14 protein-coding genes are annotated in these 12,568 nt (G+C 43.8%); 11 read left to right on the top strand and 3 right to left on the bottom strand.

Annotated features, from left to right (window positions below; all coding sequences use genetic code 11):
• Positions 1–237 precede the first annotated feature (237 nt).
• From qoxA to HOP45_RS18325, 5 genes are read left to right on the top strand one after another with little or no spacing between them, the layout of a single operon-like run.
• Complete coding sequence (qoxA, locus tag HOP45_RS18345; protein WP_181350841.1) at positions 238–1,176, top strand: cytochrome aa3 quinol oxidase subunit II; 939 nt, start codon at positions 238–240, stop codon at positions 1,174–1,176.
• A gap of 23 nt (positions 1,177–1,199) precedes the next feature.
• Positions 1,200–3,134: a cytochrome aa3 quinol oxidase subunit I gene (gene qoxB / locus HOP45_RS18340; RefSeq protein WP_181350840.1), complete on the top strand. Its 1,935-nt coding sequence runs from the start codon at positions 1,200–1,202 to the stop codon at positions 3,132–3,134.
• 1 nt (position 3,135) lies between these two features.
• A complete protein-coding gene (gene qoxC / locus HOP45_RS18335; RefSeq protein ID WP_181350839.1) occupies positions 3,136–3,741 on the top strand; it encodes a cytochrome aa3 quinol oxidase subunit III in 606 nt (201 codons plus the stop codon).
• 1 nt (position 3,742) lies between these two features.
• The gene (locus HOP45_RS18330; RefSeq protein ID WP_181350838.1) at positions 3,743–4,114 is read left to right on the top strand and encodes a cytochrome C oxidase subunit IV family protein; all 372 of its coding nucleotides are present in this window, start codon (positions 3,743–3,745) and stop codon (positions 4,112–4,114) included.
• 27 nt (positions 4,115–4,141) lie between these two features.
• Positions 4,142–4,363, top strand: a complete 222-nt coding sequence (locus HOP45_RS18325; RefSeq protein ID WP_181350837.1) for a hypothetical protein — start codon at positions 4,142–4,144, stop codon at positions 4,361–4,363.
• 55 nt (positions 4,364–4,418) lie between these two features.
• Here HOP45_RS18325 and HOP45_RS18320 read toward each other — a convergent pair whose 3' ends face one another.
• Entirely contained in the window at positions 4,419–4,691 is a 273-nt protein-coding gene (locus HOP45_RS18320) for a hypothetical protein (protein ID WP_181350836.1), read from the bottom strand.
• 300 nt (positions 4,692–4,991) lie between these two features.
• Between HOP45_RS18320 and HOP45_RS18315 the strand changes: the two genes are divergently transcribed.
• Together HOP45_RS18315 and HOP45_RS20805 are read left to right on the top strand one after the other, a co-directional pair.
• On the top strand, positions 4,992–5,288 hold the full coding sequence (locus HOP45_RS18315; protein ID WP_370458065.1) for a YrvL family regulatory protein: 297 nt from the start codon (positions 4,992–4,994) through the stop codon (positions 5,286–5,288).
• A gap of 16 nt (positions 5,289–5,304) precedes the next feature.
• Positions 5,305–5,406 (top strand): hypothetical protein, encoded by a 102-nt coding sequence (locus HOP45_RS20805; protein WP_370458064.1) that lies wholly within the window; start codon positions 5,305–5,307, stop codon positions 5,404–5,406.
• Between the two features lie 6 nt (positions 5,407–5,412).
• Here the strand turns inward: HOP45_RS20805 and HOP45_RS18310 are convergent, their stop codons facing one another.
• Positions 5,413–6,333: an EamA family transporter gene (locus HOP45_RS18310; RefSeq protein WP_181350835.1), complete on the bottom strand. Its 921-nt coding sequence runs from the start codon at positions 6,331–6,333 to the stop codon at positions 5,413–5,415.
• Positions 6,334–6,443: 110 nt separating this feature from the next.
• Between HOP45_RS18310 and HOP45_RS18305 the strand changes: the two genes are divergently transcribed.
• The 4 genes from HOP45_RS18305 (at position 6,444) to HOP45_RS18290 (ending at position 11,265) form a co-directional block, all read left to right on the top strand.
• Entirely contained in the window at positions 6,444–7,241 is a 798-nt protein-coding gene (locus tag HOP45_RS18305) for an AraC family ligand binding domain-containing protein (protein WP_181350907.1), read from the top strand.
• A gap of 150 nt (positions 7,242–7,391) precedes the next feature.
• Complete coding sequence (locus tag HOP45_RS18300; RefSeq protein WP_181350834.1) at positions 7,392–8,252, top strand: AraC family transcriptional regulator; 861 nt, start codon at positions 7,392–7,394, stop codon at positions 8,250–8,252.
• Positions 8,253–8,467: 215 nt separating this feature from the next.
• Entirely contained in the window at positions 8,468–9,022 is a 555-nt protein-coding gene (locus HOP45_RS18295; RefSeq protein ID WP_181350833.1) for a DUF1697 domain-containing protein, read from the top strand.
• A 224-nt stretch (positions 9,023–9,246) separates the two neighbouring features.
• Entirely contained in the window at positions 9,247–11,265 is a 2,019-nt protein-coding gene (locus HOP45_RS18290) for a penicillin-binding transpeptidase domain-containing protein (protein WP_181350832.1), read from the top strand.
• Positions 11,266–11,363: 98 nt separating this feature from the next.
• On the opposite strand, the gene HOP45_RS18285 is transcribed toward HOP45_RS18290, so the two are convergent.
• Positions 11,364–12,233 (bottom strand): AraC family transcriptional regulator, encoded by an 870-nt coding sequence (locus tag HOP45_RS18285; RefSeq protein WP_181350831.1) that lies wholly within the window; start codon positions 12,231–12,233, stop codon positions 11,364–11,366.
• Between the last annotated feature and the right edge of the window lie 335 nt (positions 12,234–12,568).

Genomic DNA, 12,568 nt, shown 5'->3' with positions numbered 1-12,568 from the left:
CGGCTCATTTGAAATATCGCTTTTTGTACCAGGTACGCGAAATTAGGCGAAAAAATGTGACGGATGTGTGAAGATTTTGTGGCGATTTTTTATATAAATGGTGATTGTTATATGACATTTTTGTTGTGAGGGTGGTGAGGTTGAATGACTTTGATATACTGGTATCAGTGATTTCGTAAAAGTAAACTCAAAGCAATTATATATAAAAAAATTTAGCAAAAAGGAGTGAATGGCCAAGTGAAACATAGAAGAACACATCAGGTGAAACGATGGCTCACTCTGTTGTCCCTCAGTTTTGTCCTGTTTTTAACTGGCTGTGGAGACTTGACAGTACTTGATCCGAAGGGGCCAGTCGGACAAAGTCAAAAAGACCTCATCATGTATTCCCTCGTGTTTATGCTCGTAATTGTGGTCGTTGTCTTCGGTTTATTCGCTTATATGATAGTGAAATTCCGTGATCGTCCGGAGCGGGGCGATCAGGATTATGACCCTGAAATGCACGGCAATACAAAAATTGAGATCGTCTGGACGGTCATTCCATTTATTATTGTTGTTGCATTATCCATCCCAACGGTCGAGACCTTGTTCGATTTGGAAAAACCGCCGGAATCGGCAGAAGAAAAAGAGCCGCTTGTCGTGTATGCCACGGCTGCTGACTGGAAGTGGTTTTTCAGTTATCCGGAACAAGGGATTGAGTCTGTGAATTACTTGCACATCCCGACAGATCGTCCGATTGAGTTCAAGCTATCCTCTGCGGATTCTATGGCAGCCCTTTGGATTCCGGCGCTAGGCGGGCAAAAGTACAACATGGCCGGAATGGAAAATACGCTCTATCTCGAAGCCGATGAAGAGGGTGTTTACGACGGTCGGAACGCCAACTTCAATGGTGAAGGCTTTGCCAAGCAGACGTTCGATGTTCATGCCGAGAGTGAGGAAGCATTCTCAGAGTGGGTCGAGGAGACACAAAGTCAGGCGCCAGAGTTGACAGAAGACCAATACACGACATTGTTGGAGCCGGGATTGACTGAAGAAGCGGAATTCTCCTCAACGCACCTTGAATGGGTGGACCACGGGTCAAACGCTGGGCGTGACTATGCGATTGAACGTCACCGCGATGCTTACGGTGAGTTATTGCATTTAAAAAACGGTCCAAGTGAAGAGGATCAAGATGAGTAGTTCCAGAAAGCAGGTGAGCAACGATGCAACTAGATGAGTTTTTTGTCACAGGTGAACCACTAATATACGGCGCTATGGTGTCTATAGTGCTCGTATCCGCTGCCATTCTGTTCATCTTAACGTATTATAAAAAGTGGAAATGGCTATGGCGGGAGTGGTTGACGACTGTCGATCATAAAAAAATCGGAATCATGTATATATTAAGTGCGCTTGCGATGTTATTCCGGGGCGGTGTGGATGCTCTCATGATGAGAACCCAGCTGGCTTTTCCGGATATGAATTTCCTAAATTCTCAGCACTATAATGAAATTTTTACGACCCATGGTACCGTGATGATCATTTTCATGGCCATGCCGTTCCTGATCGGGTTAATGAACGTTGTGGTTCCGCTCCAAATCGGGGCGCGCGACGTCGCGTTTCCTTATTTGAACGCAATGAGTTTTTGGTCCTTTTTATTCGGGGCATTGTTATTTAATATTTCATTTGTCATCGGCGGTTCACCAGACGCAGGTTGGACAAGCTACACGCCGCTAGCCGGTGCTGCAATGAGCCCTGGCCCCGGGCAAAACTTTTACTTGTTGGGACTCCAGCTCTCAGGTATCGGCACATTAGCGACCGGTATCAACTTTATGGTCACGATCATTAAAATGCGTGCCCCTGGTATGAAAATGTTCCAAATGCCTATTTTTACATGGTCCACTTTCGTCACATCATTCATCATCGTTTTTGCTTTTCCGATTTTGACTGTGGCCCTTGCTCTAATGACCATTGATCGTATTTTTGGAGCGCAGTTCTTTACCCTGACAGGCGAAGGCCTGCCGATGATGTGGGCAAACCTGTTTTGGATGTGGGGTCACCCAGAAGTGTACATTGTCATCCTGCCTGCATTCGGCATCTTTTCTGAAGTGATCGCCACCTTTGCCCGGAAACAGCTTTTCGGTTACAAGGCCATGGTCTGGTCGATGATTTTAATTGCCGGATTGAGCTTTCTCGTTTGGGTGCACCACTTCTTCACGATGGGTGCAGGCGCATTTGTGAACTCGGTATTCTCCGTGTCAACGATGCTGATTGCAGTTCCAACCGGCGTGAAAATATTCAACTGGTTAGGAACGTTATATAAATCGAAAATTCAAGCGACAACCGCCATGATGTGGTCGCTGGCCTTTATCCCAAGCTTCGTCATCGGCGGTGTCACCGGCGTCATGCTCGGCATGGCTGCTGCGGACTATCAGTTTCACAATTCCTATTTCTTAGTTGCCCATTTTCACTATGTATTGATTAGCGGCACGGTGTTTGCCTGCTTCTCAGGTCTTGTGTATTGGTATCCGAAAATGTTCGGGCACAAGCTCAATGAGAAAATCGGTAAACTCAGTTTCTGGTTCTTTGTAATTGGTTTCCATGTCTGCTTTTTCCCGCAATACTTTGTTGGATTAGACGGCATGCCGCGCCGGACCTTCGCCATCGTATTGGAATGGATGCCGCTGAACATTATTTCAACCTGTGGCGCGTTCCTGATGGGTGCAGGCTTTGCAATCTTTATTTACAACGTGTATTACAGTTTCCGTTACAGCAAAAGGGAAACGACAGGCGATTCCTGGGATGGACGTACGCTGGAATGGGCGACTCCTACGCCGGTGCCGTTCTATAACTTTGCGACAGTTCCCCATATAAGAAGTAATGACGCTTATGTGGAAATGAAAAGCAAAGGCGAAACCACCTTTGACGAGAAGAACCTTGAACCGATTCATATGCCAAGCAATACAGGTCAGCCCATTATCATGATGGCGATTATGTTCATGGCAAGTTTCTTCCTCGTGTTTGAGTGGATATGGTTGGCCATAGCAAGTCTGATTGGTGTCATTATCATGATGGTAATTCGATCATTTGATTATGATGATGGCTTCCATGTTGAAGTCGATGAAATCAAGCGTACTGAACGCTCAGCAAGGGGGTTATAACATGAGTTCACACGAGTTGCAATCAGGGCCGATGGAATACCGTACCGAGCATGGTCAATCGAGCATCCTCGGTTTCTGGATCTTCCTAGGCGCAGAAATTGTCCTTTTCTCGACCCTCTTTGCTACCTACGCTGTTTTGTTCGGACGCACGGCAGATTCCCCTGCACCAGCTGAACTGTTTGAGCTGGAAACCGTGTTAATCATGACATTTTTATTGCTGACAAGCAGTTTCACCTGTGGAATCGCGGTCCATGAAATGCGTCATGGGTCAGTAAAAGGTCTCGCCACTTGGCTGATTATCACCTTAATCCTCGGACTCGGTTTCCTTGGGTTCGAAATATATGAGTTTTTTCATTACGCGCACGAAGGGGCAACATTACAGGCGAGTGCATTCTGGTCCAGCTTTTTCACCCTGGCCGGAACGCACGGCTTGCACGTCACGGTAGGTATAGGCTGGGCGATCTTACTGTTAATTCAGCTGGCACAGCGAGGATTGACAACTGTGACAAGCCGAAAATTCTTTATAATCAGTCTGTATTGGCACTTTCTTGATGTCGTTTGGATTTTCATTTTTACGAGTGTTTATTTAATCGGGATGGTGGTTTAATATGACAGAACAACGTAAACGTATCCCTGTCCAGCACCTCGTTGGCTTCGTGCTATCCATTGCGCTGACACTGCTTGCTGCATGGGCTGCACTTGGCTCCGGTTTACCAACGCTTTGGATTATAATAGCGATTTTGACACTGGCCGTTATTCAAGCAGGTATTCAACTTTTCATGTTCATGCATATGGTTGAATTCAAAAGCCAAAATGGTCACGTACCATGGAACATGATGTTGCACGGCTTCGTCTTGGCGGCGATTCTTGTTGCAGGTTCACTATTTACCATGTCATTCGGGTTCAGTCATGACCATGATGAGGAGGACCATAATCAACATGAGCAGCAGGAACAACAAGAACAGCATGGTGGTCATTAAATTTCGAGTAAACGGAGAGTGGTTATAGTGGAAAAAAAGAAGGACGTCTTTGAAGTCTACCAAACCGACGCAGGCAGTATGGAATGGAAAAGTGTCGTGATTTTCGCTCTCATGATCATCTTAACATCCATTTCACTGTGGGGCTTATTCTATTCAAATTATACGCCGAAACCTTTGTTTGCAGGCATTTCAGTCCTGGCTTTTGTCCAGGCTATGCTGCAGCTATTTAAAGTTCAAACACGGCCATAGCCGTTGATATAAAATGAAACCCGCCAATCTCTACAATAGTAGATGGCGGGTTTTTTTATGAAAAACTTTTTTGGTAAGCTTGATGTTCTTTCACCGTGTATAACGTGAACATGACCCAGGCTACGTGTGAAACGACTAAGCTTGCATAGAACATGATCCATAAAATGGAGAAGGCAGTTGGTGCTGAGACGAACATGGTTTCAAAGAAATACATCCACATGCCGATAAGCAGAATCGTATGGCCCACTGCCCAATAAGTTTTTTTCATTTCAAGAAATAGGAATGGGGAAGCTGTTCCAAGTATTAAAAATAACAATACCATACCCATGAAAATCATCTCCTCTCGTTGGAAGAAATTGTTTGTAAGCGTATTCTTATTATAATTGTAACAAATTATTCAAATGAATGACACAGAAAGTTCACAAATTAATGAGAAATTGTGCCAATTTAATAATACGTTTTGAAAACAGCTATAACATCCGTCTGCCTCAAGGGCATAACATGGAGTTGTTCTTTAAAATTCAATGACCTTAATGCTGAATTTTCCAAAATATGGGCTTTTATCCAATAGGATTTAGCGCTATTATTTTATGTGAAAAAAACCTGATGTCTTATTGGGGTGAATAATGTGTTCAAAAAAATAAAGGAACAGAGTGCAGCCGTTGTTGGAATTGCACTTCTTATTATAATGGTGGCAGGCTTTGTGGTAGGGCTTTTCTTCGTTGGTTTTGCAGGGGTTTTTGAATTGCTGGGCGTTCAGTACGAATCTATCTGGTCTTTAACTGTTTTTGTAGTCAGCTTCTTTATTTTAGGGATGATTGCCGAATTGTTTTCCAAAGCAATTTTCAAGCTAACCGTTCGAAATTTAAAAGGAAATATAAAGGTGTTTGCTATTAGAATTGGTTTTGAAAGTATATCGAACTAGGCTGGTCCTGTTTACAGTGGATGAGTTTATGAGGGGCATGACACTCTCCATGAGTACAGAAATCATTGTTGCTTTACTGCTTGCTATATTAGAAATAGTTTTCGATGAAAAGGATTGAATGTCTCTAGTGATCTGCAGGAGCAGCTTTTTTGTTAAAAGCAATTAATAGCGTCATCCCTATAATACAGGCCATCCCGACCCATTGAAAAAAGCCAAAGGGTTCATTTAGCCAGATAACCATTGTTAATACCGCGGAAAGGGGTTCCAAGTTGCCGATTAGACTGGATTCTTTAGGTAATAGATATTGGAGGCTCGCAATGTAAAACCAGAAAGCAACCATTGTACCAAATATAATGACAAAAATAAGATACATATACATTTCCGTTGTAAAGGCTACAAACTCCGCTTGCCAGGGAGGGTGGATAAACGCTAAGGAAATTCCTCCAACGACCATGGCCCATCCAACAATGATTAGGGAATCAAATACTTTAAGTAATGGAATGGCATATAAGGTATAAAAGGCAAGGGATACCCCTGATAATAAGCCCCAAAAGATAGAGGTACCTGGTACTGATAATTCGGAAATTGACCCGTTTGTAAGCAATAAAAAGGTGCCGAGTAAAGCAATCGTAACAGTCGCCGCATCACGTTTTTCGAAGGCAGTTTGTTTACGGAGGAGTAAGTAAACGATAATCATAACGGGTGCGAGATATTGCAATAGTGTAGCAACCGCTGCATTTCCATAATGAATGGAGGCCATATAGGTATACTGCACCGCCAGCATACCAAGCAATCCAAAAATGATCATTTGCACAGCTGTATTTTTATTCTTCCAAATACGGATGATATGGGCATAATCTTTCCGAAAGCATTGCAAAATTAAAAGTAAACAGCCAGCTAAGAGCAGCCGGACCGTTACGAGCCAATTGACATCAATAGCGTGATCCTGAAAGAGTTTTTGTGAAACTGTTCCCCCGATTCCCCAAAAAATGGCACCTGTTATAACGAGTAACAACCCTCTGCTTCTCATATGAGTGTGTAACATTTCCTATCACCTCTATAATATAACGATAGTGTTATAATAATTACAAAACGAAGACGATAATACTTAAATCGAATGTAATAATATAACTATATTGAGGTGGTTAGGTGCAAATAAAAGATTTTAAGTTAGATGAAAAATTAAAAGAACTTACTGATCACCGAACCACTGAGTTATCTATAGCTTGTTATAAAACAACTATTTCTAGGAATGTGAATGGTTTCATTCCATTTCATTGGCATGAGGAGATACAGTTGGTGCTTATAACAAGGGGAGAAGGTGTTTTTCAAATTAATGAAGAGAAAATTGGATTGAAAGAGGGAGAGGGGTTGTTCATAAATAGTGGGCAGCTGCACATGGCTGAAGAAAACCCGGAATCAGGCTGTGACTATATTTGCTTGAATATATCCCCCCTTTATTTGCTGTCTCATGAGCTATATCCAAGGTATGTTTATCCTTATGTCAAAGCAACCAATTTGCCTTACCTATGGATTGGGCCAAACACTGCCTGGGAGCAATTCATATTGAACTCTATTCTTAGCATTCATCGATTAATTGAAAAAGAGCCCCTCTATTTTGAACTGGACACATTTATGCTGATTAATCAAACGTGGAAAGAACTTATAATAAATGGAATGCCATTACAGTATGACGAAGTAGAAGCGATAAAACAAAGCCGTATGAAGCACATGCTACATTACATCCATCTGCATTATGGGGAAAAAATCATGTTAGACGATATTGCCACAGCTGGGCAATTAAGTCGTGCCGAATGTTGTAGATATTTCAAAACAATGCTTAGGAAAACACCACTAACCTACGTGACAGACTATCGGATTCAGCAAAGTTTAGTACTTATTCAGCAACCTGAGCGCAACGTGACCGAAGTTTCCGGAATAAAATGCATATGACTCCCCTCGCTTACAAAAAGAAATTCCATAAGGCTTAGATGGTGGGAAAATGGCGCGTTCACCTTATCCATAAACTGTCCAAGCAAAGCACACGTTGACAGGATTATGAAGCAGGTCCTTGCTAGAATAAATAAGAAGGAGTGAAGTGACATGACATGGGTGGAATCGTTGCAAAAGGCTATCGACTATATGGAAGAACATCTGCTGGAAGATCTCTCGATTGACGATATAGCCAGGGAGGCTCATACGTCTGTGTTTCACTTCCAGCGCGTCTTCTTTATTTTGACTGATATGACAGTCGGAGAATATGTGCGGCGTCGTCGCTTAACACAGGCAGCCTGCGATCTCCAGCGTTCACACCACAAGATTATTGATATCGCCTACACCTATGGTTATGACACTCCTGAGGCTTTTTCAAAAGCGTTTCGCAAGCAGCACGGGGTATCACCACGCGAAGCTCGGAACTATACGGGAAAGCTGAAATCTTATAACCGCCTGATGATTCAGGTGAATCTGAAAGGAGCAGACCCCATGCAGTACAAAATCGTTGAGCAAGAATCGTTTCACATTACTGGTCTCAAACGGGAATTTTCATTACGTGACAATGAAAATTTAATAGAGATTCCGAAGATGTGGCAGGAGGTAAATGAAAATGGTACAGACGGCGTATTGTTCGAGTTAAACAATGGCCCAGTGAAGGGTGTGTTGGGCGTGTGTGTCGCCGACAAGGGATCGTCCTCCCAGCAAATGGATTATTGGATCGCGACTGCCCATGAGGGTGATGCGCCGGCGGGTTACTCGCAACGCACGATCCCTGCCTCAAAGTGGGCAGTGTTTGAAGTGCATGGCCCGATGCCGGATGCGATGCAAGAAGCGTGGAAGCAGATTTTCTCAGAGTGGTTTCCATCCAGTCACTATGAGCACGCTGATGGACCGGAGTTAGAAGTACATCCTGAAGAAGATCCTTCGCGTCCTGATTTTTATTCGGAAATTTGGGTGCCCATAAAATAACCTATCGTTTGAAAGAGCGTCTTTCAGTTGGCTGAAAAGGCGCTTTTTTGCTGGCGGAGGATGACAACAAGCTGTCCATGCTTAAACACTATGTTGAAACAGAAGATAATCATTACGATGAGTAAACACATGCCTCTTTTTTTGTGATAAATTAAGGAGTAACAGCTTGATTTTCGCTCTACGACGTCATCGCAAAAAGGGGTGGGCACACGCGGATGATTTATATCGCGTTTTTAAGAGGGATCAATGTAGGCGGACAGAATAAGATTAAGATGGCACAATTACGGGGCACCTTCGAATCAATGGGTATTCCCAAGGTGAAAACGTATATCCAAAGCGGTAATGTATTGTTTGAATCAGATGAAACAGAACAGGTGCTGCGTGATAAAATCGAGGATGCCATTTTGACTGATTTCGGTTTTACGGTTTCCGTAGTCATCAGAACGGCGCGTGAAGTAGCGCATGTTCTCGCTCAATGTCCTTTCTCAAACGACGCCATTGCCAAAGCAGAAGCGAGTTCAACGGGAGAAAGTCTTTATGTTGCCTTGTTACTGGATGAGCCTTTGCAGGAAGGAGTAGATGCTATCACGGCTTTGAAAAGTGATAAGGAAACATTCCGGCTTGAAGGTCGAGTCGTCTACCTGCTTTTCAGTGAGAGCATCAGAAACTCTAAGTTAGCGAATAATTTGCACAAATTAGGCGTTCCGGCAACTGTACGAAATTGGAAAACGATGAACAAGCTCGATGAGATGGCCAAGTCAATGGAATAAATGCAGGAATGAAGCCAACCCCTTTCTATTGCGCGAGGTGGTTGGTTTTTCACATTCGAGCGTTCTCGACTTAAGGGATGTTACATAACGAAACAGGCTCTTTCATATGATAATGTGATAATTGAAAGGCGTTACAGCCCTTAAGTGGAAAGATTTTTGATATAATAACTCGTATGAAGGAAGATTTTGTCTTTAAACTCATGTGAAAGTTAGGGGGCCTCAACGTGAAGCAACTTAAAATGCTTGTCTTTTTCCTTGCGTTTCTGGGATTGGTCAGCTGTTCTGAACAACCCAAACCTGAAGAGACGCTGGAATCATATATGGACGCTTGGGAGAACGAACAATACAACGAGATGTACGCCTTGCTTAGTGAACGTTCCAAGGAGACCATTAGTCAGGAGGATTTCAAAGACAGGTACACCACGATATACGGCGGAATCAATATGGACGACCTTTCGGTTACATATAACTTGCCTGAAGAAGAACAGGAATACGATCAAGAAGAGAAACAAACCTTTGATTACAATGTGAGCATGGATTCATTAGCGGGCAGTATTGAATTCCCTCACACAGCTGAACTCGTTTTTGAAGAAAATGAAGAAGACGGCCAGTGGAAGATCGAATGGAGCCCTTCCATGATTTTTGCCGGAATGGAGGAAGGCGATACGATCCGTGCCCAGACGCTTTCACCTGAACGCGGGGAAATTATGGATCAGTCAGGAAAAGGTCTGGCTGTTAATGGTGTCGTTCAGGAAGTCGGACTGGTGCCGGAATGGATAGAAGATGATGAAAAAGAGATGAAGAAAAAGCTCGCCGACATACTAGACATATCCGTGGATTATATTGATCAGCAGTTGGATCAATCCTGGGTGCAAGCTTCCTCTTTTGTACCATTGGCTTCGGTTTCAGATGATGCTAAGAAAAAGATTGAAAAAATCAAAGCATTAAATGGCACGAAATTTCAGGAAAAGACCGCACGCGTGTATCCGCTTGGCAAAGCAGCTGCCCATTTAACAGGTTACGTGAAGGATGTTACAGCACAAGATCTGGAAGATAACGAGGGACAAGGCTATACAGCAAATGACCAAATTGGCAAGACAGGTTTAGAAAGTGTACTGGAAGATGAATTGAGAGGGACTTCCGGAGGGAGAGTATCCATTTTAAATGAGGATGATGAGGAAAAGGAAGTCTTAGCGGAAACCGCTGCTGTGGACGGGGAAGATGTCAAGCTGACGATTCGTGCCGACTTGCAGCAATCTCTCTACAACGAAATGAAGGGAGATTCCGGCGTAGCTACAGCGTTAAACCCTTCAACTGGCGAAGTGAATGCCCTGGTGAGCTCGCCTGCCTATGATCCGAATGAATTTATTTTAGGGATGAGCAACGAACGCTACACGAACTTGCAGGAGGGTGATGGACGTCCGTTGATCAATAAATTCACCAAAACGTATGCACCGGGGTCCACGTTTAAACCGATTACCGCGGCCATTGGTTTGGAGTCAGGGGCAATCGACCCAGAAGCCGAAATGTCCATCCCAGAAAAAACGTATACCCAGGACGGCTGGGGCGGCTACTCTGTAACACGGGTGGACAGCGCTAATGTGGAAAAACAGGTGAATCTTCGCGATGCACTGCTTCGTTCCGATAATATTTATTTCGCCCGTTCCATTCTTGAAATAGGAGGAGATACCTTCTTGAATGAAGCCAGCTCGTATGGTTTTGATGAGGAAATTCCATTTGCTTATCCGCCCGACCCGTCGCAAATTTTAAATGATGAGTCGTTCGGCGATCACGAAGTGTTACTAGCCGATACAGGGTACGGGCAAGGTCAGGTACAAATGAGCGCCCTTCATCTCGCGCTCTCCTATACGCCTTTTATTACAGAGGGAACGTTGTTAAAGCCGACGCTTCGGGCTGATGCAGAAACGGGGCAAGCCTGGCATGAAAATGTGATGAGCGCCGAAACGGCTTCGATTATACAAGATGATTTAACAGCGGTTGTTCAGAATTCAGCAGGTTCCGGATATGAACCCCAGCTGCAGGGAATGGATTTAGCAGGAAAAACCGGTACAGCCGAGCTGAAGCAGTCCCTGGAGGATAAAAATGGCCAGGAAAATGGCTGGTTCACAGCCTGGAATACGGAATCACAGGATTTACTGATTTCTATGATGATAGAAGATGTTGAAGGCGGGAGCGGCTATGTCGTCCCGAAAGTGAAAAACGTATTTGATCAATCAAGATGATTGAGAGAGAGAAGAAGCTCTTCCGCATGAGAAGAGCTTCTCGTTGAATTAAAGATCGGAGAGCTGCATGTGTGCAGCTCTCCGATTAAACGTTAGACTTATTTTTTTGTCACAGGTATCCAAAGTTCGCTTTTTAAGGTTGTGGACTCCGGGTAATTATCTTCATTCCATAATATTTCTGGCCCTTCCACCAGCTCATACCCTGAAGACGGGAGCCATTCTGAGAAAATGCGGGCCCAGGCATTTTGAATGGTTTCAGGGTAGGGACCCTCCAGTTCAAAAACAGCCCATTGCAGCGCCGGGACTTCGAGCTCAGCCATATCGGCAGGGGCCGCATGCGTTGTAGCGATGCCAATATAATAATCCAGCTCGCCTTGTTCAGACCTGTCTTCTGAAAAGTTTGCGCTCACATTCAGCAAACCACGCGGCGTAACATTCGAGAGCTGCTCAAGCTGTTGTTTTGTATCTGCATCTACTGATTTCCATAACGCCACGATATCCGGGTTCATCCCCTGATAGATCAGAGGAATCCTTTTTTTGAGCCCAACAATCCGAAACGCTTCTTTTTCTTCAATACGATAGTTCATTTCTTGCCCTCCTTTGACTGTAAGCTGGAAGGACATCGGAGGATACGCTTTCAGAGAGTGATTGCTGTGCCGCGCTTCCGTTGGCGTGATGCCATGTACATGGTGAAAAGCTCTGGTAAACGCGTCCGGTGAAGTGTAGCCATATTTTAGCGCAAGATCAATGACACGCGTATTCTCATTCTTTAATTCAAGCCCCGCTAAGGTTAATCGTCTCAGCCGAATATACTCAGACATTGTCACGCCCGCCAACGTCGAGAACATCCGTTTGAAATGATATTCAGAACATAACGCCAGTTCAGCAGCTTTTTTGATATCGATTTCCCACGCAAGGTGCTCTTCAATGTACGCTAAAGCGCGGTTCATACCTGAAAGTGAATCCATACTATGCCCTCCTTCTTCATAAACAGCTTACCAAGGCAAGGATCGAAAAACCCGACAATCCGTGCCCGTTATTGCAGGTTTTAGAGTTGTAGGGGTCGTCAGTACATATTATAAATACTCGTATACTCAATTTATTTGGGTAATGGCGGGTTATTTATTCATTGTAACTTAAAGTCGTTCTTCAAAGGTATTTATCTCGAAACTGAGTCTTAAAGAATAGGGCAGGTTTGTGGAAGACTCAGTTTCGAGATAATTACAAAAATAATTACTTTGATCGATAATGGAATTAATTGGATGGATAATGGTATAGTTAAATAAAGATCATCAACGCAAGA

Source organism: Thalassobacillus sp. CUG 92003 (assembly GCF_013618635.1).
Classification (GTDB): domain Bacteria; phylum Bacillota; class Bacilli; order Bacillales; family Halobacillaceae; genus CUG-92003.
The sequence above is the reverse complement of the archived record's forward strand: the minus strand, read 5'-3'. Positions and strand labels throughout refer to the sequence as shown.